Genomic DNA, 20664 nt, shown 5'->3' with positions numbered 1-20664 from the left:
CTGGAACGGGCAAAACGCATCTCGCGATCGCTATCGCCCGCAATTGCATTCGCGCCGGCGTGCGCGGACGCTTCTTCGCCACCGTCGATCTGGTCAATCGCCTCGAGGCTGAGACACGCGCCGGACGCCAGGGACGGCTCGCCGATTATCTGACCCGTCTCGACTTCGTCATTCTCGATGAACTTGGCTATCTGCCCTGCGCCCAGGCCGGCGGCCAGCTCCTGTTCCATCTCGTCAGCCGGCTCTATGAGCGCACGTCGATCATCGTCACGACCAATCTCGCCTTCGGCGAATGGCCAAGCGTCTTCGGGGATCCGAAGATGACGACCGCGCTGCTCGATCGTCTCACCCACCACTGCGACATCGTCGAAACCGGCAACGAAAGCTGGCGCTTCAAAAACCGCGTCTGATCACGCCGCCGCGCGCGTCGTAACTCCAGTCAGGCTACGCCCTCCTTCCGTCACGACGCGCGCAACAGAGGGGTCAATGTTGGACGCCGACAGGGGGTCAATTCAGCGAGCCGATTGACACTCCCATTCGCTACAAGGCATTGTTACCGACGCCGTCGAGGAGGCGTCGGGGCGCTTCCACATTCCAGCTTCATGGGTGCGCGCCGTCATGCGCGCGGAGAGCAACGGCGACGCCAGCTCGGTCTCCGAAAAGGGCGCGATCGGCCTGATGCAGCTGATGCCGAAAACATACGCCGAGCTGCAAGCCAAACTCGTTCTTCGTTTCGATCCCTTCGACCCGCGCGACAATATTCTGGCGGGCGCGGCCTATCTCTCGGAGATGTTCGACCTCTACGGCGTGACGGGTTTTCTCGCCGCCTACAATGCCGGTCCTCAGCGCTACGAGGACTATTTTTTTCCGGGGCCGCCCATTACCAGCCGAGACCACCGACTATGTTGCGCGGCTCGCTCCTCGACTCGGCCTAGCCAACACCACCGTTTCGCAAAATGACGCGCTGGCCAATACGCATCATTGGTCGATCTTCGCGAATTCGGCGACGCTCAATTTGTCGGATGACGCCTTCGCCAAGCGCCTCACAAGGTCATCGGATCAACGCTCTCAGGCAGCGCCTCACCCTCTCTTTTCAGCGTCATCCCAAAGCAAGATCTTTGCAGCCGGGCCGCAAACTGCTGGCAGTCTAAAAGCGTCGACTGGCGCAACGAATGCGCGGCCGAGCCACTTATTCGTCGTGCCCATATCGTCGAAGGAGACGCCATGAGCATTTTTGTCTCACTTCGTAGTTTAGCGTGCTTCGCCGGGCCTTTGTGCAGGGTGATCTGGGAACGAGCGGCAGCGGTGACCTATGGCAGGATAAAAGGGACAGCCTGCGGCTTGGTCCGGCGGTCGTATCGGCGTTGCTCGTCAACATGTTTGCACAGGCTGCGCATTCGAGATCCAGCCTGTCGATTTCGACAAGCCATTGCACAGACTCATCAAATTTCACCTCGTCGGATTTCCGCGATGTCTCGTGACGACGAAATCAACATTCGTCCTGGCCGCATCCGATCGAAGGCGCCGGTAAAGGGGAAGAGCTTCGTTGCGCGCGTACTCGCGGCGACGCAGAAGTCCGGCGGACTTCATCGCCCTGGCGAGCGCGGAAGTCGTCGCGGCGCCTTTGGGCGGGGTCGCGCCGCGAGCCTTGGCGCGCTGCGTGGTCTGAGTTCGGGTCTCGCGGCGTAGTGGTCAAGGCGCGCGTCGTTCGGCATAACCAACAATCGGTGCCACTCTCCGCTCACCTTTCTTATCTTCGGCGCGACGGCGTCACGCGCGATGGCGCGCCGGGCAGAATGTTCGACGCTGCAGGCGACGAGGCCGACGCGCGCGCTTTCGCCGAACGCTGCCAGGGCGACCGACACCATTTTAGATTCATCATCTCGCCCGATGACGCCGCCGATCTCTCCGACCTTCGCGCCTTCACGCGCGATCTCATGGCGGAAATGTCGCGTGACCTCGGTGCCAAAATCAATTGGGTGGCGGTCGATCATTGGAACACCGAGCATCCACATATCCATGTCCTCGTTCGCGGCCGAGCCGACGACGGCGGGGATCTGGTGATCAATCGCGACTACATCAGCCGCGGCTTCCGCGCCCGCGCCGAGCAGCTCGTCACGCTGGAGCTTGGTCCCCGCAGCGAGCAGGAAATTCGCCGCGCTCTGGAGAGACAGGTCGACGCTGATCGCTGGACGCCGCTCGATCAAGCCCTCGCGCGCGAGGGCGCCCGCCATGACGGGATGATCGATCTGCGACCTGTCGGCGACCGGATTCAGGATGCCGAGCGAGGCGCGCTTGTCGCCCGCGCTCGCAAGTTGGAAAGACTCGGCCTCGCGGCGCCGCTCGGCCCCGGACAATGGATTATGGCCGAGGAAGCCGAGGCCGTCCTGCGCGCGCTTGGCGAGCGCAGCGACATCATCAAGCGCATCCATCGCGGCTTGAGTGAGCGGGGTCTTGATCGCGCCGCAGCTGAATTCGTGCTCGACAGAGAAACGCGCCGCGATCCGATCATCGGCCGGCTGCTCTCTCGCGGACTCAACGACGAACTGACGGGTTCCGCCGTCGCCATCATCGATGGTGTGGATGGCCGCACTCATCATGTGCGGTTTGCCGATCTGGATGCGACCAGCGACGCGGCTCCGGGCGCCATTGTCGAGGCGCGGCGTCTCCCATCGCTTGACGGCGAATCGTCAAGGCTCGTTCTCGCTGTGCGCTCCGATCTCAGTCTCGCGGATCAAGTTCACGCGCTCGGCGCGACATGGCTCGATCGGCGCCTGGTCGCCAAGGAGCCGGCGCCACTCTCCGATAATGGTTTTGGTCGCGACGTACGGGACACGATGGAGACGCGCACAGAGCATCTCGTTTCGGAAGGGCTCGCCCGCCGACAGGGCCAGCGCGTCGTCTTCGCTCACGACCTGCTCGATACATTGCGGAACCGGGAACTCGATGCAGCGGGGGAGCGCATCGCCGCCGAGACCGGCCTCCCGCGCCACCACACGGTCACGGAGGGAGAAACCGTCGCCGGCGTTTATCGCCATCGCCTCACACTCGCCTCGGCAGCGTGGATTGGAGTTTTGGACGGAGGCGAGGGATCGGGCGATAAGGCGACGTTGCTCCGCCGTTGACATACCTGAGCTTCGTTCGCCGCTTTCTCGAGATATGAGAGAAACCTGCTACGTCGATACGGTCTGCGCCAGCCACGCGGCGATATCGTCGATCGACCGGAATAGCGTTGAAGAATCCGAACTCGACGGCATGAAGCCGCACGACTTCCAGAATTCCTCGGCCTCGCCGTCAATCGCCCGAACGGTGACGGCCCGCCCGCCGATCGTCTCCGCCGCCGCGACACAACGCTCCAGCGCGTGCCGCAGAAGTGCGCTGCCAACGCCTTTGCCCGCATAAGCCGTATCGACGGCAAGCTGACCAAACAGAATGCAGGGAACCGGATCCGGCGGCCGACCTGTCCTCACCTTGCGGGACAGAATCGATGGCGGAACCGCCGTCGGCGCAAGCCCGTAGAAGCCGATCACGCGGGTCTTCTCGCGGATGACCATCACGCGGGTGAAGCCTTTCGCCTGATTGGCGAGAGCATAGGTGCGGAGCCAGTCGTTCAGGGCGGATTTACCGCAATCGAACGCCGACAGATCATGATCGGCGTTGAGGGGCTCGGGCGGCGAGATCATCCTTTCGATGGTTCGCCCCACGGCGCTTTCCGGGAGAGCCGTTGCAACATCTTCGTGGGAATGGCGGCAACCGGCGCATCAATGGCGGCAACAAACTGCTTGAAAGCCTCGGGCGCCAGCCGCACCACGGTCTCGTTGAGAATTGCGATCTGGGCGTCGTGAAGCGCCGCACGTCGCATGAACTCCGTTCTGGAAAGCCCGCTCAGTTCCGCTCCCCGATCGATAATGCCGAGATCGTCGTCCCGGAAACGCATCGAAACTGCCACATCCCGCTTTCGGGCCAGATCAACCATGTCGCAGCTCCATGTATTGCGTTTCTATATACACTCCTCTTCCCGGAAATGCCAGCCCCCCTGCCGTTCTGCTTCACCTAGCCTCAGCCTTACCTCTGACCGTGGACGCCTCGGCATCAGACAAGGAGAAGGGCTTCGCCGACATCCAGTTCATCAACACGAAGCGCTGATGCAACGGCCGAGCGAATTCGAGCGGCGTCACGGCACCGATCAGTTCAGCCTTGTCATCACCGGCGTCTGAGCGCCTTGCCATTCGAGCCGCCATATGCCGCCCTGCCGCAGGTTTTGCACCAGATCGGGCCGGAAGCTGACGACGCACACGCCGCCGGCATGGCGAACCGACGGGTAGACGATGCCGTTGCTCGCAGCCTCCGTCCGCAGACGCCGGGAGAGCGCCTGACCGTGCGGATAGGCGACGCCGGGGTCTTCGCGAAGCGCGGGCTCGCTTTCAGGGTCGGCGTCGCGCAGATCATGAAACGGCCCGAAGAAATCGGCGAGCAGCTCTGCGTAGTCGGTGACGTTATCGAACCGGCCAATCGCTTCGAGCTCGCGCGTCAAATGATAAGCTGCTTCGCCGAGCGACGTTTCGGCCTCGAAGGCGCAATACCAGGCCCCACGATCCTCGCCGTTGAAGCGATTGCCGCCCGGCCTCGTATGCGTGAAGGCGGCGTTGATTAAGGTGTAGCCCGGTCGACCGAATACGAGCTCACGCGGATTGAGCCCCGGCAGGCCCGTCTCCTGCGCCTGCAATTGGCCATTCGTTACGCTTTCGAGACCCGCGAGGTCTTCCAGAGCGCCGAAATTGGCGGCGAGCGGCGACAGAACCGGCGGCTTGAGGCGGCCCGTCGATATCAGCCGCACCGTGTCGCGCTGGGTAAGATCGACCGTCGGCGGCGGCACTTACAGACCGCCGCGCAACGCATCGATGTGGCGCCGAACCTCCAGGATTTTCGGAATGCCGCCCTCGATCATCGCGTCGAGCGGCCGCCGACCGCCATAGAGCGGTCCCTTGTTCGGCAACCGCACCCACTCGTCGGAAAGCGGCTCCGAGAACAGCAGTCGCAAACCCTTGAAGATGCCGATGAGCGCGCTGACCCTGGTCAGCGTGTCCTGCGACAGCGCGCCGGGCCACTCGCCTTTCTTCATGCGAAACCAAGTCCGCTCGGACACGCCGCCAAGCAGCGCGCAGATTTCCGTGCTGGTCAGCCGCCAGATTTCCGAGAGGCGCACAGTGCCGTCAACGGCGGCGGGCGTCAGACGCTCGCGCGTCGCCGCATCCGCGAGATTTGGCGGTGTCGCGGGAATCCCGCTATCCATGGCCGGGCCGGCAGCACTTGCAAAGCTCATGACAGCCTCACAGGTTTCTTGTCACTTGACAGACTATATATTGCCAATTGGCAGAGCATTCAAGGGCGATCCGGGTCGCGAGCCCTGACGCGTATCGACGGGGCGATTTTCGACACACCCTGTTTTCGCGCGCCATAGCGCGACGGTGTTGTGCCGTCGCTGAATTTCCCTTGCACGCGAGAGCGCTGGCCTCGGAAGCTGGCGCCCATGTCCGCCACACGCATCCTCTGGGGTCAAATTCTCAGCGTCTTTACGATCCTGCTCGCGACCACATGGGGCGCGACTGAGTGGACCGCATGGCGACTGGCCTTCCAGCCCGAGTTGGGGCCGGCATGGTTCCTTCTCGGCGCGCAGCCGGTCTATCCGCCACCGGCTTTCTCTTGGTGGTGGTATCATTTCGACGCTTATGCGCCGAGCATCTTTGTCGAAGGCGCCGTCATCGCCGCGTCGGGCGGTTTCGCTTCGATCGCCGTCGCCATCGGCATGTCGGTTTATCGGGCGCGAGAAGCCAAAAATGTCGTCACCTACGGCTCGGCGCGCTGGGCGACCGCAAGCGAGATGCGCAACGCCAAGCTGCTTGATCCAGATGGCGTCGTGCTGGAACGATTCGACGGCGACTATCTTCGCCACGATGGACCGGAGCATGTCTTGTTTTTCGCGCCGACCCGATCCGGCAAAGGCGTCGGACTCGTCGTGCCGACCCTGCTCACCTGGCCGGGATCCGCCTTTGTTCACGACATCAAGGGCGAGAACTGGGGCCTGACCGCCGGCTGGCGAGCGCGATTTGGACGCGTGCTGCTGTTCGATCCGACCAACGAGAATTCATGTCCCTACAATCCGTTGCTGGAGGTTCGGCGTGGGGCGGCCGAGGTGCGTGATGTTCAAAACGTCGCCGATATTCTCGTCGATCCCGAAGGCGCGCTCGAACGGCGAAATCACTGGGAGAAAACCAGCCATTCGCTGCTTGTCGGCGCGATCCTGCATGTTCTCTATGCGGAAGCCGACAAGACGCTCGCCGGCGTCGCCAATTTCCTGTCGGACCCCAAGCGGCCAATCGAGACGGCGCTGCGTGCCAGGATGACGACCGCGCATCTTGGCGAGGCCGGGCCGCATCCCATCGTAGCCTCGACCGCGCGCGAGCTCCTGAATAAATCCGAGAACGAGCGCTCCGGCGTGCTCTCCACCGCCATGTCGTTCTTGGGCCTCTACCGCGATCCCGTCGTGGCGCAGGTGACACGCCGCTGTGACTGGCGGATCGACGATCTCGTATCGGCGAAGAGGTCGGCAACGCTGTATCTCGTCGTGCCGCCTTCCGATATTTCTCGTACCAAACCGCTGGTGCGTTTAGTGCTCAACCAGATTGGTCGTCGACTGACGGAAGAGTTGGACGCTAAGCAACGACGCCATCGCGTCCTCTTAATGCTCGACGAATTTCCCGCGCTCGGGCGCCTCGACTTTTTCGAGTCGGCGCTCGCGTTCATGGCCGGCTACGGATTGAAGAGTTTTCTCATCGCCCAATCACTCAATCAAATCGAAAAGGCCTATGGACCGAACAATGCGATCCTCGACAATTGCCATGTGCGCATTTCCTTCGCCACCAACGACGAACGCACGGCGAAGCGTGTGTCGGACGCGCTCGGCACCGCGACGGAAATCCGCGACGCGCGCAACTATGCCGATCACCGTCTTTCGCCGTGGCTCGGCCATCTCATGGTGTCGCGCCAAGAGACAGCGCGCCCGCTGCTCACGCCTGGCGAGGTGATGCAGCTTCCGCCTTCGGATGAATTGGTGCTCGTTTCGGGGCTCGCGTGAGCGAAGAAGGCGCGCTATTTCGAGGATCGACGACTGGCGGGTCGAATCCTGCCGCGGCCGAATACCGATCGAACAGAATGTAACATCACGACGGGCGAAATGTCGCCATGCAATCTAGCAGGCGATTGGAGCAGTTTGGCTTTGCCCGCGAAGGCAGTGGCGAATCAGAGGCAATCCATCACGGAGCGATCTGACGCCAAGGATTCGGCCAATGGCGGAATTCGTCGGGAGCCCGAAATTCCCGAGCACGAAGCCGTCGCGCCCGAGACGGCGCGTTCCACTCAGTCGCTGGACGATGCGCCGCCCGAAGAACCCGACGACGAGGAAGCCATCCGCGCCCGCACGCTCCGAGCCCGCATCCGGTCGGTCGCGCGCCAAGCCTCGATGGATCCCGACGACGGAATAGCGCTGTGAGCTGCCCATGTCCGTAAAGCAACGCCTCTCCGTTTATCTCGACGCCGACATGATGGCGAGGCTCGAAAAACTCGCCGACAAGGAGCGCGCTGCCAAATCGGCGATCGCGGAAGCGGCCATCATGTCCTTTCTGACTGCCGACGACGCCGATCGCTGGGAAGCTGCGGTGACGCGCCGCATGGATCGACTCACCCGTTCGATCGACCGCTTGGAGCGTGACCTCGAATTCTCGGTCGAAGCGCTGGCGCTCTATATCCGCGCGTGGCTAACCGCGACGCCGCCGTTGCCCGACAATGCGCAAGCCGCCGCCCAGGCGAAAGGCCGTGAGCGATATGAAAGTTTCATCGCGGCCTTGGGGAGAAGACTGGCGAAATGACAAAAGCTGTCGCGGGAAGTCTTTGAGGAAGTCACGCCGCCCGCCGGACCGGATGGCGCCGAGACTGATCGCAGAAAGGACGCGTCCTTGAGGCGAGCTTTCAATTTCATCTGGACGAAACCTGAATTTCAAATAGACGAAAAATTCCCCGGTCGCATTGATGGGATTGAGTCGCGACAATGTTTGCCAATCACCGTTTCCGGATCAGTGCAGCTCGACCGTCGTCCGCATCAATGTGTGTGGCGATTGCGCAAAGCGATTCACTTGCTGCTCGCACTGCATGATCTTTTGGCGATCTTCCAGGATATCGATTGATCAGCCCCGCGCGCTCATTTTCTCTTTCACCTGTTTTTGCGCGCCAGAGCCCTACGCCCCTGACTGACTTGTTGCATCGCGTCGGCTTCGGCCTTTCTTAATCGATCCCGGTTTCGAGCCGCCGACGCGCGATTCGACGAGAACCAGGGACAGCAGTGGCGGCTCACCACGAACACGCAGAAGCGATTTCGCGCGGCGCACGCATGTTGCGCACGGCGCTGGGACCGCAGATCGCCGAATGGCTCGACGATGACAGCGTCGTCGAAATCATGCTCAATCCCGATGGAAGACTATGGCTCGATCGTCTGACGAGCGGATTGGAGGAAGCTGGCGCGCGCCTCTCGCCCGAAGATGGTGAACGCATCGTCCGGCTTGTTGCGCACCATGTCGGCGCCGAGGTTCACCCGGGCGCGCCGCGTGTCTCGGCGGAGTTGCCAGAAACAGGCGAGCGCTTCGAAGGCCTGCTGCCACCCGTCGTCGCGGCGCCGGCCTTCTCCATCCGCAAGCCGGCTGTCGCCGTCTTCACGCTCGATGATTATGTCGCCGCCGGCATCATAGGGCCGCGGCACGCGTCGACCCTGCGCGCCGCCGTCGTCGAGCGAAGCAATATTCTTGTCGCCGGCGGCACCTCGACCGGAAAGACGACTCTCATCAATGCGCTGCTGGCAGAAGTCGCCAGGACGAATGATCGCGTCGTTCTGATCGAAGACACACGCGAACTGCAATGCGCCGCGCCAAACCTCCTGGCGCTGCGCACCAGGGAAGGCGTCGCGACCCTTTCCGAACTCGTGCGCTCATCGCTGCGGCTGCGGCCGGACCGCATTCTGATCGGCGAAGTGCGCGGCGGCGAAGCCCTTGATCTTCTGAAAGCGTGGGGAACCGGACATCCGGGCGGCGTTGGCTCGATCCACGCGGGTTCGGCGCTCGGCGCATTGCGGCGCCTCGAACAGCTCATCCAGGAAGCGGTCGTCACCGTGCCGCGCGCGATGATCGCCGAGACGATCCAGATCATCGCCGTGCTGGCGGGCCGCGGAAGCAACCGCCGGCTAATCGAACTCGCCGCCGTTCAGGGCCTGACTCAAAGCGGCGGCTATGAGCTCGCCGATCTCACGCATCTCAATCTCGGAGACGATAATGAATAGGATTCTTGTTCGCAAACACTTTGCCGCAGTCGTTCTCATCATCGGTGTCGCCGCCGTTGCGACGCCTGCCTTCGCCGCCGGCTCCAACATGCCCTGGGAGCAGCCGCTCCAACAGATCCTGCAATCGATCGAAGGACCGGTCGCCAAGATCGTCGCGGTCATCATCATCATCACGACGGGCCTGACGCTCGCCTTCGGCGACACGTCGGGCGGGTTTCGGCGGCTGGTGCAGATCGTCTTCGGCCTCTCCATCGCCTTCGCCGCGTCGAGCTTCTTTCTCTCCTTCTTCTCCTTCGGCGGCGGAGCGCTGATCTGATGGAGAACTTGCTTCTTCAAAATGGCGGTTCGGTCGCTGGCTTTCGGATTCCCGTCCATCGCGCCTTGACCGAGCCGATCCTGCTCGGCGGCGCGCCGCGCGCCATCGCCATTCTTAACGGCACGCTGGCGGCGGCGCTCGGTCTCGGTCTGCGTCTCTGGATTGCTGGCCTCGCCTTCTGGGTCGTGGCGCAATTTGCCGCCGTCTGGGCGGCAAAGCGCGATCCCGACTTCGTCGAGGTCGTGCGCCGGCATCTGCGCTACCCCGCGCATCTTGGCGCTTGAGGAGAGGCGTTGATGCTGAACCTCGCCGAACATCGCAAAAAGCCGCAAAGCCTCGCCGACTTCCTGCCATGGGCGGCGTTGGTCGCGCCCGGCGTCGTGTTGAACAAGGACGGCTCGTTCCAGCGGACGGCGCGGTTTCGGGGGCCGGACCTCGATAGCGCGACGCCGGCCGAACTCGTCGGCGCGACGGCGCGTCTGAACAATGCGCTGCGGCGTCTGGGGTCAGGATGGGCCATCTTCTTCGAGGCGCAGCGCAATCCTGCACAACATTATCCTGCAGGCCGCTTTCCCGATTCCGTCTCGGCGCTGGTCGATGAAGAGCGCCGCGCCCAGTTCGAAGAGGAAAGCGCGCATTTCGAGAGCGGGTATTTTCTCACCCTCGTCTTTCTGGCGCCGGAAGATGACGCGGCTGGCGCCGAGAGCTGGCTCTATGAAGGACGCGCCTCTGGCGATACGCCGCGCGCGGAGCTTGCCGGCTTTATCGATCGCACGGATCGCCTGCTCCAGCTGATTGAAGGCTTCGCGCCGGAGGCCGACTGGCTCTCCGATCCCGAGACGCTGACCTATCTTCATTCCTGCATCTCGACCAAACGCCACAATGTGCGCGTCCCCGAGACGCCGATGCATCTCGACGCCATTCTCATCGACGAACCTTTGACCGGCGGCCTGGAGCCGCGGCTTGGGAGCGCACATCTGCGCACCCTCACCATCATGGGCTTTCCCTCAGCGACCTATCCCGGCGTTCTCGACGAACTCAATCGGCTCGCCTTTCCCTATCGCTGGTCGACGCGGGCGCTCGCGCTCGACAAGAGCGACGCCACCAAAATCCTGACCCGCATCCGGCGGCAATGGTTCGCCAAGCGCAAATCCATCTTCGCCATCCTCAAGGAGGTGATGACCAATGAAGCCTCGGTGCTGCTCGACACCGACGCCCATAACAAGGCGCTCGAAGCCGACGCAGCCCTGCAGGATCTCGGCTCCGATCTGATCGGCGAAGCCTATGTGACGGCGACGCTGACCGTCTGGGACGATGATCCGCGCCTTGCCGACGAAAAGCTTCGGCTCGCCAAGAAGGTCATCCAGGGCCGCGCCTTCACCTGCATGGTCGAGACGGTCAACGCGATCGAGGCCTGGCTTGGGTCCCTCCCCGGACATGTCTACGCCAATGTCCGCCAGCCGCCGGTCTCGACGCTCAACCTCGCCCATATGATTCCGCTCTCGGCGGTCTGGGCGGGCCCCCGACAGGATGCGCATCTTCACGCGCCGCCGCTGTTCTTCGCGCGGACTGAAGGATCGACGCCGTTTCGCTTCTCGCTGCATGTCGGCGATGTCGGGCATACGCTGATTGTCGGTCCGACCGGGGCCGGCAAGAGCGTGCTGCTGGCGTTGATGGCGCTGCAGTTTCGCCGATATGAAAATTCTCAGATTTTCATTTTCGATTTCGGGGGATCGGCGCGCGCCGCGACGCTCGCGATGGGCGGCGAGTGGAACGATCTTGGCGGTTCGCTCAATGATGACGCCGTCGTTCCCGTCTCCCTGCAGCCGCTGGCGCGCGTTGATGAAGTGGCGGAGCGCGCCTGGGCGGCCGAATGGATCGCCGCAATCCTCGCCCGCGAAAATGTCAGCGTCACCCCGGAGGTCAAAGAACATCTCTGGACGGCGCTCGGCTCCCTCGCCTCGGCGCCGGCCCCTGAGCGCACGCTGACCGGGCTCTCGGTCCTGTTGCAATCCAACGCCCTCAAGCGCGCACTAAAACCTTTCTGCCTTGGCGGACCGCATGGGCGGCTCCTTGACGCCGACGCCGAAGTTCTCGGCGCCACCGACGTTCAGACTTTCGAGACCGAAGGGCTGATCGGCTCATCGGCCGCGCCCGCCGTTCTCGCCTGCCTCTTCCATCGCATCGAAGGCCAACTCGATGGGTCGCCGAGCCTGATCATCGTCGATGAAGGCTGGCTCGCCCTCGACGACAAGGGTTTTGCCGGCCAGTTGCGCGCATGGCTCAAGACCCTGCGCAAGAAGAACGCCTCCGTCGTCTTCGCCACCCAGTCGCTCGCCGATATCGAAAGGAGCCCGATTGCGCCGGCGATCGTCGAGAGCTGTCTGACGCGCCTGTTTCTCCCGAATGAACGCGCCTTCGAGCCGCAGATCGCCGCCATCTATCGCCGCTTCGGCCTGAACGACAGGCAGATCGAGATCATCGCGCGGGCGACGCCAAAGCGCGACTACTACTGCCAATCGCGGCGCGGCAATCGGCTGTTCGAACTTGGCCTTGGTCCGCTGGCGCTGGCGCTCTGCGCGGCGTCCTCGAAGACAGATCAAAAGCTCATCTCGGGGCTGATTACCGAATATGGCCGTGACGGCTTTGCGCGCGCCTGGCTCGTCAGCCGCGGCCTCGTCTGGGCCGCCGATCTTCTCCCTCAACAAAACGAAGTGGAGGCCACGTCATGAATCGCAGTCGTTTCCCCATCTCCGCAAGCCGCCTCGCGCTCGCCCTGGCGCTGTCCCTCGCGCCGCTCGGGGCGACGCGCGCGCAGTTCATGGTGTTCGATCCAAGCAATTACGCCCAGAACGTGATGACGGCGGCGAATACGCTGCAGCAGATCAACAATCAGATCACCAGCCTCCAAAACGAGGCGCGGATGATCATGAATCAGGTGCGCAATCTCACCAATCTTCCCTATTCGTCACTGCAGACCGTCCAGCAATCGATTGCGCAGACCCAGCAGCTCCTGCATCAGGCCCAGCGAATCGCCTATGACGTGCAGCAGATCAATCAGGCTTTTTCCACCCAGTATGGAGCGGCGAACGCGTCGGCGAGCAGCGCGTCGCTCATCGACGGCGCCCGGCAACGCTGGCAGAATTCTCTCGCGGGATTCCAGGACGCGCTGCGCGTTCAGGCCGGCATCGTGCAAGGCGTCGAAACCGCCCGATCCGAAGCAAGCGCGCTGATCTCGCCCAGCCAATCCGCCGTCGGCGCGTTGCAGGCGTCGCAGGCCGGCAATCAACTCCTCGCGCTTCAAAGCAAACAGCTTGCCGATGTGACGGCGCTGCTCGCGTCGCAAGGCCGCGCCCAGTCGCTGGAGATGGCCCGCAGCGCGCAAGCGCAGGAACAGGCGCGCGAACAAATGCGCCGCTTCATTGTCCCTAGCCAGGGCTACCAGCCCGGAAATGTCTCCATGTTCCACTGATTGAGGCGCGCCGAGATGAAAATCGAAGATTGGATCGCTCCCGAGAATATCGGCTTTATCGCGCTCGGCGTCGTGATCGGCGCCATCGCTCTTGTCGGCGTCGAGGCGACCTGCGACGCCGACGTGGCGGCGAGAGCGCAATCGTCGTCTGTTTTGCCCACGGGCGCGCCGGTAGAAGCGCCTCGGATCGACGGAGAGCTGCTGCGCTGCGCGACGATCCCGATCGAACAGGCCGATGATCCCAAATGCCGCGCGCTTTGGGCCGAGCAGCGGCGCAAATTCTTCGCGCCGCCGGCCGAGCCCGCCGAAGACGCTACGAAGCCGCTGGACATGTTCCCCTCGGCGCCGCGCGCGCTCGAAAAGCCCGCGCCGACGACCGCGCCCAAAACGTCGCCCGCGCCAAAGCCTTCGCAAAAGCTCAAGAGCGAGTGACGTCATGGGCGGGACCGGCGTCATCGATCGGTTTCTCGAGGTCTTCACCTCCTATATCGATTCCGGCTTCGGCCTCCTTGGCGGCGAAGTCGGCTTTCTGGCGTCGACGCTGGTCGTCATCGACATCGTGCTCGCCGCGCTCTTCTGGAGTCTGGCGCCGGACGAGGACATCATCGCCCGTCTCGTCAAGAAGACGCTGTTCGTCGGCGTCTTCGCCTAGCTCATCGGCAATTGGAACCATCTCGCCAGCATCGTCTTCGAAAGCTTTTCCGGGCTTGGCCTCAAAGCCGCCGGAAGCGGCCTCGCCGCGGCGGACTTTCTGCGTCCCGGACGCGTCGCTCAGATCGGCATCGACGCCGGCCGGCCGATCCTTGAAGCGATTTCCGGTCTGATGGGCTATGTCTCGTTTTTTGAGAACTTCATCCAGATCGCCGTCCTGCTCTTCGCCTGGCTGATCGTTCTCCTCAGCTTCTTCATTCTGGCGATCCAGCTCTTCGTCACGCTGATCGAGTTCAAACTGACGACGCTCGCCAGCTTCGTGCTCATCCCCTTCGGTCTCTTCGGCAAGACCGCTTTTCTGGCCGAACGCGTGCTCGGCAATGTCGTCTCATCTGGCGTCAAAGTGCTGGTGCTCGCCGTCATCATCGGCATCGGCTCGATGCTGTTTACGCAATTCACACAAGGGGCTGGCGGCGCGCAGCCGACGATCGACGACGCCATGACATTGGTGCTGGCGGCGCTGACGCTTCTTGGCCTCGGCGTCTTCGGTCCCGGGGTCGCAAATGGCATCGTCTCGGGCGGACCGCAGCTTGGCGCCGGCGCTGTCGTTGGAACCGGCCTGATTGTCGCCGGCGGCGCCGCCGCAACCTATGGCGCGGCGCGTTACGCTGGCGGCGCCCTCGATTCCCTTGGCGGCAATCGTGACACGGCAGCCGCAACGATGATCCCGCCGGGAAGCGGACCGGGATCACCGAGTGCACCGCCGTCATTTGGCGCTCCACCTTCCGGGCCGAATGGCGGGCCGGGAGGAGGAATAGGCGTGGCACGTGGGCAGTTCTCTTCTGCTTCAGCGATCGGCACGGCCCCAGCCGCAGGCGGCGGAAGCGATCCATCGATGACGCCAGACGCCACAGCGCCTCTTACGAGCGGCGAGCCCGCCTGGGCCAAGCGCCTAAAGCGCGCGCAGACCGTCAGTCACGGCCTCTCGCTCGCCGCTCATTCTATTCGCGCCGGCGACGCCCATGGCGCCGGCGCGTCCATCAACCTTTCCGAGGCGCGCTGATGTTCAAACGCTCTTCCATCCGCTACGGGCGCACGCCCGAACCCGAAACGCCCTATCAAAAAGCCGCGCAAGTCTGGGACGAGCGCATCGGCGCGGCGCGGGTGCAGGCGAAGAACTGGCGGCTCATAGCTTTTGGCAATCTCTTTCTCGCCGGCGGCCTCGCCGTGGCCCTCGTCTGGCAGGGCGCGCGCGGCTCCATCGTTCCCTGGGTGGTGCAGGTCGACAAGATCGGCGAAGCGCAGGCGATCGCGCCGGCCATCGCCGACTACAAGCCGACCGACCCGCAGATCGCCTGGCATCTCGCACGCTTCGTCGAGAATGTCCGCGCCATCCCTTCCGATCCGATCATCGTCCGGCAAAATTGGCTGAAGGCCTATGATTTCGCGACCGATAAGGGCGCGCTGGCCCTAAACGATTACGCCCGCGCCAATGATCCCTTCGCCAAAATCGGACAAATCCAGATCGCGATCGAGGTCGCCAGCGTCATTCGCGCCTCCGACGATTCCTTCCGCGTCGCCTGGACCGAGCGACGCTATGAGAACGCGAGTCTCGCATCGACCGAACGCTGGACGGCCATCCTCACCATCATCGTTCAGCCGCCGCGCGACGCCGAGCGCCTGCGCAAGAATCCGCTCGGCGTCTTAATCCACGCCGTCAACTGGTCGAAGGAGTTCGGACAATGACGCTGCTTTCGCTACGCGCATCGATCGTTCTGCTGCTCGGCTCCACCGCGCTGACCGGTTGCTCGACCGTCAAGCCGCCGGAGATCGCCTATGACGATCTTCCCGCTCCCGCCGCATTGCAGAGCGAGCCGCCGGGCCCAGTCAAAATCGTCGAAGTCCCCAAACTCCTGCCGCTGCCAGGCCAGCTCAAAATCTTGCCGCGAGGCAAGGGCGAACCTGATGAGCCGAACGATCCGAAAATACGAGTCGAACAGGCCAACGCCGCCGCGCGGATCCAGCCGAGGCGAGCCGACTATATCAACGCCGTCCAAATCTATCCGTTTTCCGACGGCGCGCTCTATCAAGTCTACGCTTCCCCCGGCGAGATCACCGACATCGCCCTGCAGGACGGCGAACAGCTGGTCGGCTCCGGTCCCGTCGCCGCCGGCGATACGGTGCGCTGGATCATCGGCGATACGGAAAGCGGCGCGGGGAATACGCAAAAAACCCATATCATGGTCAAGCCGACGCGCGCCGATCTGATGACCAATCTCGTCATCAACACCGACCGGCGCACCTATCATCTCGAACTGCGCTCGACCGAGAAGACCTACATGGCTTCCGTGTCCTGGTGCTATCCGCAGGACGAGCTCATGGCGCTGCGCCGGCAGAATGTCGCCGCCGAAGCCGCTGCGCCAATTGATGTCGCGCTCGATCTCGCAAGGCTCAATTTTCGCTATGCGATCGAGGGGGACGCCGCGCCCTGGCGACCGCTGCGCGCCTTTGACGACGGCCGCAAGGTCTATGTCGAATTTCCGCGCGGGATCTCCCAGGGCGAGACGCCACCACTCTTTACCATCGGCGCCTCCGGCGACAGCCAGCTCGTCAATTACCGCGTGCGCGGCAATCACATGATCATTGACCGGCTCTTCGCTGCCGCGGAGCTGCGCTTTGGCGCCGACTCACAGCAAGTCGTTCGTATCGTGCGCAGCGACGGGAGGCCGGCGATATGAGCGCGCCGGAGAACGAGAGGAAGCTCGCTGAAGAATTGCGGCTTCGTCCCGAACGCCCGCCGGTCACACGCCTCTCCCGACGCGTGTTGATCGCGCTTTCCGGCGTCTCCGCCACCGCCATTCTGGGGCTCACCGTTTTCGCCCTGCAGCAGCGCGGGCGCTCCGGCCCCGCGCCGGAACTTTACAACACCGAGGCGAAGACAACGGCCGATGGTCTCGTGAACCTGCCGCGCGACTACGCTGGCTTGCCAAAAGACGTTCCAAAGCTCGGCCCGCCGCTCCCCGGCGATCTCGGTCGGCCGATCCTTGCCGCGCAGGGGCAATTGCCGCAAACAAGTGTCGATCCAGAACAACAACGCATCGGTCAGGAACGCGAAGCGGCGCGCACCGCGAAACTCTTCGCATCGACGAATGCGCATGAGCGTCCGGCGGCTGGCGCTCTTGCCCCTGCGTCGGGAACCGCGTCCGCGTCGCCGAATGTCGAATTCGGCGAGGCGCCGCCGATCGATCCAAACGCGATCCAGAATATGCAGGACCGCAAACTCGCCTTCGTCAATGCGCCCGCCGATCGTCGCACCGTGAGTTCCGATTGTCTGGCGCAACCCGCTTCTCGTTACGTGTTGCAAGCCGGCGCCGTCATTCCCGCCGCGCTCGTCACCGGCATCCGCTCCGATCTTCCCGGGCAGATCACTGCGCAAGTCACCGAGAACGTCTATGACAGCCCGACCGGGCGCTTCCTGCTTATCCCCCAGGGCGCGAAGCTGATCGGCGTCTATGACTCGTCAATAGCCTTCGGCCAATCGCGCGTGCTGCTCGTGTGGAATCGGCTGATCCTTCCGGACGGCCAATCCATCGTGCTGGAGCGCCAGCCAGGCGCCGACGCAGCTGGCTATTCGGGGCTCGAAGACGAGGTCGATCATCATTGGTTGCGACTGGCGGGGGCCGCCGCGGTATCGACCATTCTCGGCGTCGGAACCCAGCTCGGAACGACGGGCGAAGAAAGCGTGCTCATCCAGGCGCTGCGTCGCGGCGGCGCGCAAAGCCTCAATCAGACAGGCCAACAGATCGTCGGCCGCAATCTCAACATTCAGCCGACGCTGACCATCAGGCCGGGTTTTCCCGTGCGCGTCATCATCACGCGCGATCTTGTGCTCGCGCCATACCGAGAGAGAGCAACCATCGCTGCGCAGCGGGATGATCCATGACCAAACTGAAACTCGCCGGGATCGATGACGACAAACCGGTGAAGCTCACCGTTACGCTATCAGCCGCGCTTCACCGAAATCTGGTCGCTTATGCGGAGATTCTCGCGAAGGAAACCGGCAAGCCCGTCGAGCCCGCAAAGCTCATCGCGCCGATGCTGGAAAAATTTATCGCGAGCGATCGAGGCTTTGCGAAAGCGCGCAATCCCACCCAGAAACCTGCCGCGCCGGCGCCGCCAAAATCGCCCTTCAGCCTTTCTTCGCCGTCTTCCGCGCAAGTCTGAGGAGTCGGCGTAGCGCCGGATTATCATTCTCGGCCAGCCATACTGGGGCGTAGGTCAGCGTCGCGCTACTATCTGCGAGCAGCTGGAAATCATCGGCATCCGATTTACGCGAGATAACATCCTTTTCTTCGACACGGAGCGCGATTGACTTACACCGACGAGATTGTGCGGCCATGATCGGAACATGGACAATGCGGAAAGGATCGCACGGACAAAGAGAAACCGTAACGTTGTTGCTGTGTCTCAGCGCAGCGCGAACGAGCACCCATGCCCTGCTAGAGCGGAGGATTCACGGCTAAATATTCCTCATCCGCATCTTCAGCGAAGCGAGCCAAATCGATTAGAAAAACAGGCCTTGCAAGTCGAACTGGATAGCGCGATTCTTTGTCTCGCGCGCGTCCTCGCTCGCCAGGCTGCGCGAGAAGATCATGCGCGCGAATGCGCTGACGAGACCCGACAAAACGAAACGCGCCGCGATCTATGCTCGCTTCTCGACCGACCTTCAGGATGAAAGGTCGATAGAAGATCAGGTCGCCCTTTGTCGAAAATACGCTGAACGCGAAAGCCTCGACGTTGTCGCGGTTTTTGACGACCGTGCACGCTCTGGCGGATCTATTCTTGGACGCGATGGTTTGCTTGCGCTCATGGACAAAGCGCGTGAACGATCGTTCGACGTGATTATCGTCGAAGCGCTCGACCGGCTCTCTCGCGATATGGAGGACCTTGCCGGCATCCACAAACGCCTCTCGTTATTAGGTATCGAAATGCGCGCGGTCCATGAGGGCGTTGTCAATACCGTTTTGGTTGGACTGCGTAGTTTGGTCGGACAGCTCTACCGCGAAGACAATGCCCACAAAGTACGACGGGGGCAGGCAGGACGCGTGGACAAGGGCCTTAATGCTGGCGGTCGCACCTACGGCTACGGGCCCGTGCCCGGCGATCCGGGGAAGCGCACGATAATCGAGGCGGAAGCGGATATCGTGCGTCGAATTTTTCGCGACTATGTCGCTGGCCGCACGCCGCGCGACATAGCTCACGAGCTCAATGCCGAGCAGTTTCCCCCGCCTCGTGGTAGGGTATGGAATGCTTCCACGATCAACGGGAATATGCAGCGCGGAAACGGAATTCTGAACAATGAGCTTTATGCCGGCCGGCTCGTTTGGAACAAGGTCCGAATGGTGAAAGATCCGGACACGGGAAAGCGAATTTCTCGTCCAAACACCGAGAGCGATTGGCAAACGACGAGTGTTCCTGACCTAGCAATTGTCAGCGGGGAGCTTTTTGAAGCTGCCCAGAGGCGAAAAAAGTCGCGCAGTGTCACGCATCCAAGTCGGCAGCGCCGCCCCCGCCATATTTTATCGGGATTGCTAAAATGCGGAGCGTGCGGTGCCGGGATGGCAAGCAACGGCAAGGATCCATCTGGACGCGTTCGCATCCGATGCTCGGCGGCGACCGAAAGCGGCATATGCCCTGATCCGAAGACCTTTTATCTCGAGACCGTTGAAGCAGTTGTGCTCAATGGACTGGCTGCCGAACTCCGCCGTCCCGAAGTTATCGCCGAATATGTCCGCACTTATCATGCCGAACGCAAACGGCTTGCCGCTGATGCTAATCGCAAGCGTTTGCGGCTCGAGCGACGGCTCGGAGAACTTAACCGTGAGATTGACCGTCTGGTCGACGCCATCGCGAAGGGGCAGGGGGATCCGGCCGTTCTGGGTCCCAAGTCGACGCTTTTGGACGGCGAGCGCAAACAGATCATCGGCGAACTCGCGGAATCGACGCCGACCACCGAGGTCGTCGCGCTGCATCCAGCCATGCTCGCCCGTTACGAAGAGCAGCTGACACGCCTCCAAGCAGCTCTGGCAGGCGGAATCAGAGATGGCGATATGGAATGTGCGCAGGCCATCCGGGACTTGGTCGAGACAGTCACCGTGTTCCGAGACGGCGCTCGCATCGGCGGCGTTCAGGTTGAGATATCAGGCCGCTTAACGGCGCTGCTCGGTGAGCAGGCCTACCCCAACCGCGTTCGGGGAGTGTGGGGTAAGATGGTAGCGGAGGAGGGACTCGAACCCCCGACACAAGGATTATGATTCCTCTGCTCTAGCCGACTGAGCTACTCCGCCCCGACCCGCCTCAGCGGTCTGGAAGAATTTGCGATATAGGTCGGCGTCCCCGCGCAAGTCAAGGCCGGGAATTATAGCGCGACAATCACATTTGTAGCGCGACAAAAAACAATAAAAGCCCCTAGGGCCGGATCGGGGGCGGAATCCACCACCGACACTGCGATTTTTCAGTCGCGACGCCGGCTTCCTCGGCCTTTCCTCGATCCGCCGATCGAATTGGCTGTCAGTTTTGATCTCTTTGGCGTTGCCCTGGAGAAGGGTGTTGTCTCGGCCAAGGCCGGCCTTGCGAAAATGATGGAATCGAACGTGTAAACAGCAAGCTGGCGGGGTAAGAATCTGTTCGCCGCGCGTTACGTCGATGGTCACCCACATGGCCTGCGATACTGACCCTGGGTGGGGGGAGCATGACGCTTGCAACAACGCCCGGCGGCGTTTGCGTCGCAGCAACCAACAGCGCGGCCGCACGGCCGAAGAGCGGGCGCGCCAAGTGATGTCG

Annotated in this window: 20 protein-coding genes, 1 tRNA gene and 2 pseudogenes; 18 read left to right on the top strand and 5 right to left on the bottom strand. The window is 62.7% G+C overall.

Annotation, left to right across the window (positions count from 1 at the left end; genetic code table 11):
• The 4 genes from HUN39_RS14980 to HUN39_RS14970 all read left to right on the top strand — a co-directional run.
• A partial coding sequence (locus HUN39_RS14980; RefSeq protein ID WP_175095286.1) for an ATP-binding protein occupies positions 1–410 on the top strand: 410 nt, incomplete at its 5' end.
• Positions 411–618: 208 nt separating this feature from the next.
• Positions 619–960 (top strand): lytic transglycosylase domain-containing protein, encoded by a 342-nt coding sequence (locus HUN39_RS19690; protein WP_408631413.1) that lies wholly within the window; start codon positions 619–621, stop codon positions 958–960.
• Between the two features lie 510 nt (positions 961–1470).
• Positions 1471–1689 carry a hypothetical protein gene (locus tag HUN39_RS19685; protein ID WP_408631412.1) on the top strand — a complete coding sequence of 73 codons (219 nt, stop codon included), beginning with the start codon at positions 1471–1473 and terminating at the stop codon, positions 1687–1689.
• A gap of 107 nt (positions 1690–1796) precedes the next feature.
• On the top strand, positions 1797–3125 hold the full coding sequence (locus tag HUN39_RS14970) for a DUF3363 domain-containing protein (protein WP_408631411.1): 1329 nt from the start codon (positions 1797–1799) through the stop codon (positions 3123–3125).
• Positions 3126–3173: 48 nt separating this feature from the next.
• On the opposite strand, the gene HUN39_RS14965 is transcribed toward HUN39_RS14970, so the two are convergent.
• The 4 genes from HUN39_RS14965 to HUN39_RS19320 form a co-directional block, all read right to left on the bottom strand.
• Positions 3174–3704, bottom strand: a complete 531-nt coding sequence (locus HUN39_RS14965; RefSeq protein WP_408631410.1) for a GNAT family N-acetyltransferase — start codon at positions 3702–3704, stop codon at positions 3174–3176.
• On the bottom strand, positions 3680–3976 hold the full coding sequence (locus tag HUN39_RS14960) for a type II toxin-antitoxin system TacA family antitoxin (RefSeq protein WP_175095285.1): 297 nt from the start codon (positions 3974–3976) through the stop codon (positions 3680–3682). Before HUN39_RS14960 ends, HUN39_RS14965 begins: the two co-directional genes overlap by 25 nt.
• Positions 3977–4186: 210 nt before the next feature.
• A complete protein-coding gene (locus HUN39_RS14955) occupies positions 4187–4876 on the bottom strand; it encodes an RES family NAD+ phosphorylase (RefSeq protein WP_332310770.1) in 690 nt (229 codons plus the stop codon).
• Positions 4877–5323, bottom strand: a complete 447-nt coding sequence (locus HUN39_RS19320; RefSeq protein WP_175095284.1) for an antitoxin Xre-like helix-turn-helix domain-containing protein — start codon at positions 5321–5323, stop codon at positions 4877–4879.
• A gap of 207 nt (positions 5324–5530) precedes the next feature.
• On the opposite strand from HUN39_RS19320, the pseudogene HUN39_RS14945 reads away from it, so the two are divergent.
• From HUN39_RS14945 to HUN39_RS14880, 14 genes and pseudogenes are all read left to right on the top strand, one after another.
• Positions 5531–7549: pseudogene (locus tag HUN39_RS14945) on the top strand (conjugal transfer protein TraG).
• Between the two features lie 7 nt (positions 7550–7556).
• On the top strand, positions 7557–7925 hold the full coding sequence (locus tag HUN39_RS14940) for a ribbon-helix-helix protein, CopG family (protein WP_175095283.1): 369 nt from the start codon (positions 7557–7559) through the stop codon (positions 7923–7925).
• 518 nt (positions 7926–8443) lie between these two features.
• Positions 8444–9382: a P-type conjugative transfer ATPase TrbB gene (gene trbB, locus HUN39_RS14935; protein WP_210266992.1), complete on the top strand. Its 939-nt coding sequence runs from the start codon at positions 8444–8446 to the stop codon at positions 9380–9382.
• A complete protein-coding gene (locus HUN39_RS14930) occupies positions 9375–9698 on the top strand; it encodes a TrbC/VirB2 family protein (protein ID WP_175095281.1) in 324 nt (107 codons plus the stop codon). The genes trbB and HUN39_RS14930 overlap by 8 nt, the downstream gene beginning before the upstream one ends.
• Positions 9698–9982: a VirB3 family type IV secretion system protein gene (locus HUN39_RS14925; RefSeq protein ID WP_175095280.1), complete on the top strand. Its 285-nt coding sequence runs from the start codon at positions 9698–9700 to the stop codon at positions 9980–9982. The genes HUN39_RS14930 and HUN39_RS14925 overlap by 1 nt, the downstream gene beginning before the upstream one ends.
• A 12-nt stretch (positions 9983–9994) precedes the next feature.
• Positions 9995–12430, top strand: a complete 2436-nt coding sequence (gene trbE / locus HUN39_RS14920) for a conjugal transfer protein TrbE (RefSeq protein WP_175095279.1) — start codon at positions 9995–9997, stop codon at positions 12428–12430.
• The gene (trbJ, locus tag HUN39_RS14915) at positions 12427–13170 is read left to right on the top strand and encodes a P-type conjugative transfer protein TrbJ (protein WP_175095278.1); all 744 of its coding nucleotides are present in this window, start codon (positions 12427–12429) and stop codon (positions 13168–13170) included. Before trbE ends, trbJ begins: the two co-directional genes overlap by 4 nt.
• Before the next feature lie 15 nt (positions 13171–13185).
• Positions 13186–13602 carry a putative entry exclusion protein TrbK-alt gene (gene trbK-alt / locus HUN39_RS14910; RefSeq protein ID WP_175095277.1) on the top strand — a complete coding sequence of 139 codons (417 nt, stop codon included), beginning with the start codon at positions 13186–13188 and terminating at the stop codon, positions 13600–13602.
• A 4-nt stretch (positions 13603–13606) separates the two neighbouring features.
• Positions 13607–14884: pseudogene (gene trbL / locus HUN39_RS14905) on the top strand (P-type conjugative transfer protein TrbL).
• The gene (gene trbF, locus HUN39_RS14900; protein ID WP_175095276.1) at positions 14884–15567 is read left to right on the top strand and encodes a conjugal transfer protein TrbF; all 684 of its coding nucleotides are present in this window, start codon (positions 14884–14886) and stop codon (positions 15565–15567) included. The pseudogene trbL and the gene trbF overlap by 1 nt, the downstream one beginning before the upstream one ends.
• On the top strand, positions 15564–16559 hold the full coding sequence (gene trbG, locus HUN39_RS14895; protein WP_175095275.1) for a P-type conjugative transfer protein TrbG: 996 nt from the start codon (positions 15564–15566) through the stop codon (positions 16557–16559). Before trbF ends, trbG begins: the two co-directional genes overlap by 4 nt.
• The gene (locus HUN39_RS14890; RefSeq protein WP_175095274.1) at positions 16556–17764 is read left to right on the top strand and encodes a TrbI/VirB10 family protein; all 1209 of its coding nucleotides are present in this window, start codon (positions 16556–16558) and stop codon (positions 17762–17764) included. The genes trbG and HUN39_RS14890 overlap by 4 nt, the downstream gene beginning before the upstream one ends.
• Positions 17761–18045: a DUF2274 domain-containing protein gene (locus HUN39_RS14885; RefSeq protein WP_175095273.1), complete on the top strand. Its 285-nt coding sequence runs from the start codon at positions 17761–17763 to the stop codon at positions 18043–18045. Before HUN39_RS14890 ends, HUN39_RS14885 begins: the two co-directional genes overlap by 4 nt.
• A gap of 428 nt (positions 18046–18473) precedes the next feature.
• The gene (locus tag HUN39_RS14880) at positions 18474–20135 is read left to right on the top strand and encodes a recombinase family protein (RefSeq protein ID WP_175095290.1); all 1662 of its coding nucleotides are present in this window, start codon (positions 18474–18476) and stop codon (positions 20133–20135) included.
• Here the strand turns inward: HUN39_RS14880 and HUN39_RS14875 are convergent.
• Positions 20092–20168, bottom strand: a tRNA-Met gene (locus tag HUN39_RS14875). The two genes, HUN39_RS14880 and HUN39_RS14875, sit on opposite strands and share 44 nt — an antisense overlap.
• Positions 20169–20664: the final 496 nt, after the last annotated feature.

The organism is Methylocystis silviterrae, assembly GCF_013350005.1.
GTDB lineage: Bacteria > Pseudomonadota > Alphaproteobacteria > Rhizobiales > Beijerinckiaceae > Methylocystis > Methylocystis silviterrae.
This window is presented reverse-complemented; position numbering and strand designations above follow the sequence as displayed.

What these genes read in the sequence shown, in the direction of transcription:
- HUN39_RS19690 (WP_408631413.1), top strand. Translation starts at nt 619, where the DNA reads ATGCGCGCGGAGAGCAACGGCGACGCCAGCTCGGTCTCCGAAAAGGGC.
- HUN39_RS19685 (WP_408631412.1), top strand. Translation starts at nt 1,471, where the DNA reads ATGTCTCGTGACGACGAAATCAACATTCGTCCTGGCCGCATCCGATCG.
- HUN39_RS14970 (WP_408631411.1), top strand. Translation starts at nt 1,797, where the DNA reads ATGTTCGACGCTGCAGGCGACGAGGCCGACGCGCGCGCTTTCGCCGAA.
- HUN39_RS14960 (WP_175095285.1), bottom strand. Translation starts at nt 3,976, where the DNA reads ATGGTTGATCTGGCCCGAAAGCGGGATGTGGCAGTTTCGATGCGTTTC.
- HUN39_RS19320 (WP_175095284.1), bottom strand. Translation starts at nt 5,323, where the DNA reads ATGAGCTTTGCAAGTGCTGCCGGCCCGGCCATGGATAGCGGGATTCCC.
- HUN39_RS14940 (WP_175095283.1), top strand. Translation starts at nt 7,557, where the DNA reads ATGTCCGTAAAGCAACGCCTCTCCGTTTATCTCGACGCCGACATGATG.
- trbB (WP_210266992.1), top strand. Translation starts at nt 8,444, where the DNA reads ATGTTGCGCACGGCGCTGGGACCGCAGATCGCCGAATGGCTCGACGAT.
- HUN39_RS14930 (WP_175095281.1), top strand. Translation starts at nt 9,375, where the DNA reads ATGAATAGGATTCTTGTTCGCAAACACTTTGCCGCAGTCGTTCTCATC.
- HUN39_RS14925 (WP_175095280.1), top strand. Translation starts at nt 9,698, where the DNA reads ATGGAGAACTTGCTTCTTCAAAATGGCGGTTCGGTCGCTGGCTTTCGG.
- trbE (WP_175095279.1), top strand. Translation starts at nt 9,995, where the DNA reads ATGCTGAACCTCGCCGAACATCGCAAAAAGCCGCAAAGCCTCGCCGAC.
- trbJ (WP_175095278.1), top strand. Translation starts at nt 12,427, where the DNA reads ATGAATCGCAGTCGTTTCCCCATCTCCGCAAGCCGCCTCGCGCTCGCC.
- trbK-alt (WP_175095277.1), top strand. Translation starts at nt 13,186, where the DNA reads ATGAAAATCGAAGATTGGATCGCTCCCGAGAATATCGGCTTTATCGCG.
- trbF (WP_175095276.1), top strand. Translation starts at nt 14,884, where the DNA reads ATGTTCAAACGCTCTTCCATCCGCTACGGGCGCACGCCCGAACCCGAA.
- trbG (WP_175095275.1), top strand. Translation starts at nt 15,564, where the DNA reads ATGACGCTGCTTTCGCTACGCGCATCGATCGTTCTGCTGCTCGGCTCC.
- HUN39_RS14890 (WP_175095274.1), top strand. Translation starts at nt 16,556, where the DNA reads ATGAGCGCGCCGGAGAACGAGAGGAAGCTCGCTGAAGAATTGCGGCTT.
- HUN39_RS14885 (WP_175095273.1), top strand. Translation starts at nt 17,761, where the DNA reads ATGACCAAACTGAAACTCGCCGGGATCGATGACGACAAACCGGTGAAG.
- HUN39_RS14880 (WP_175095290.1), top strand. Translation starts at nt 18,474, where the DNA reads ATGCGCGCGAATGCGCTGACGAGACCCGACAAAACGAAACGCGCCGCG.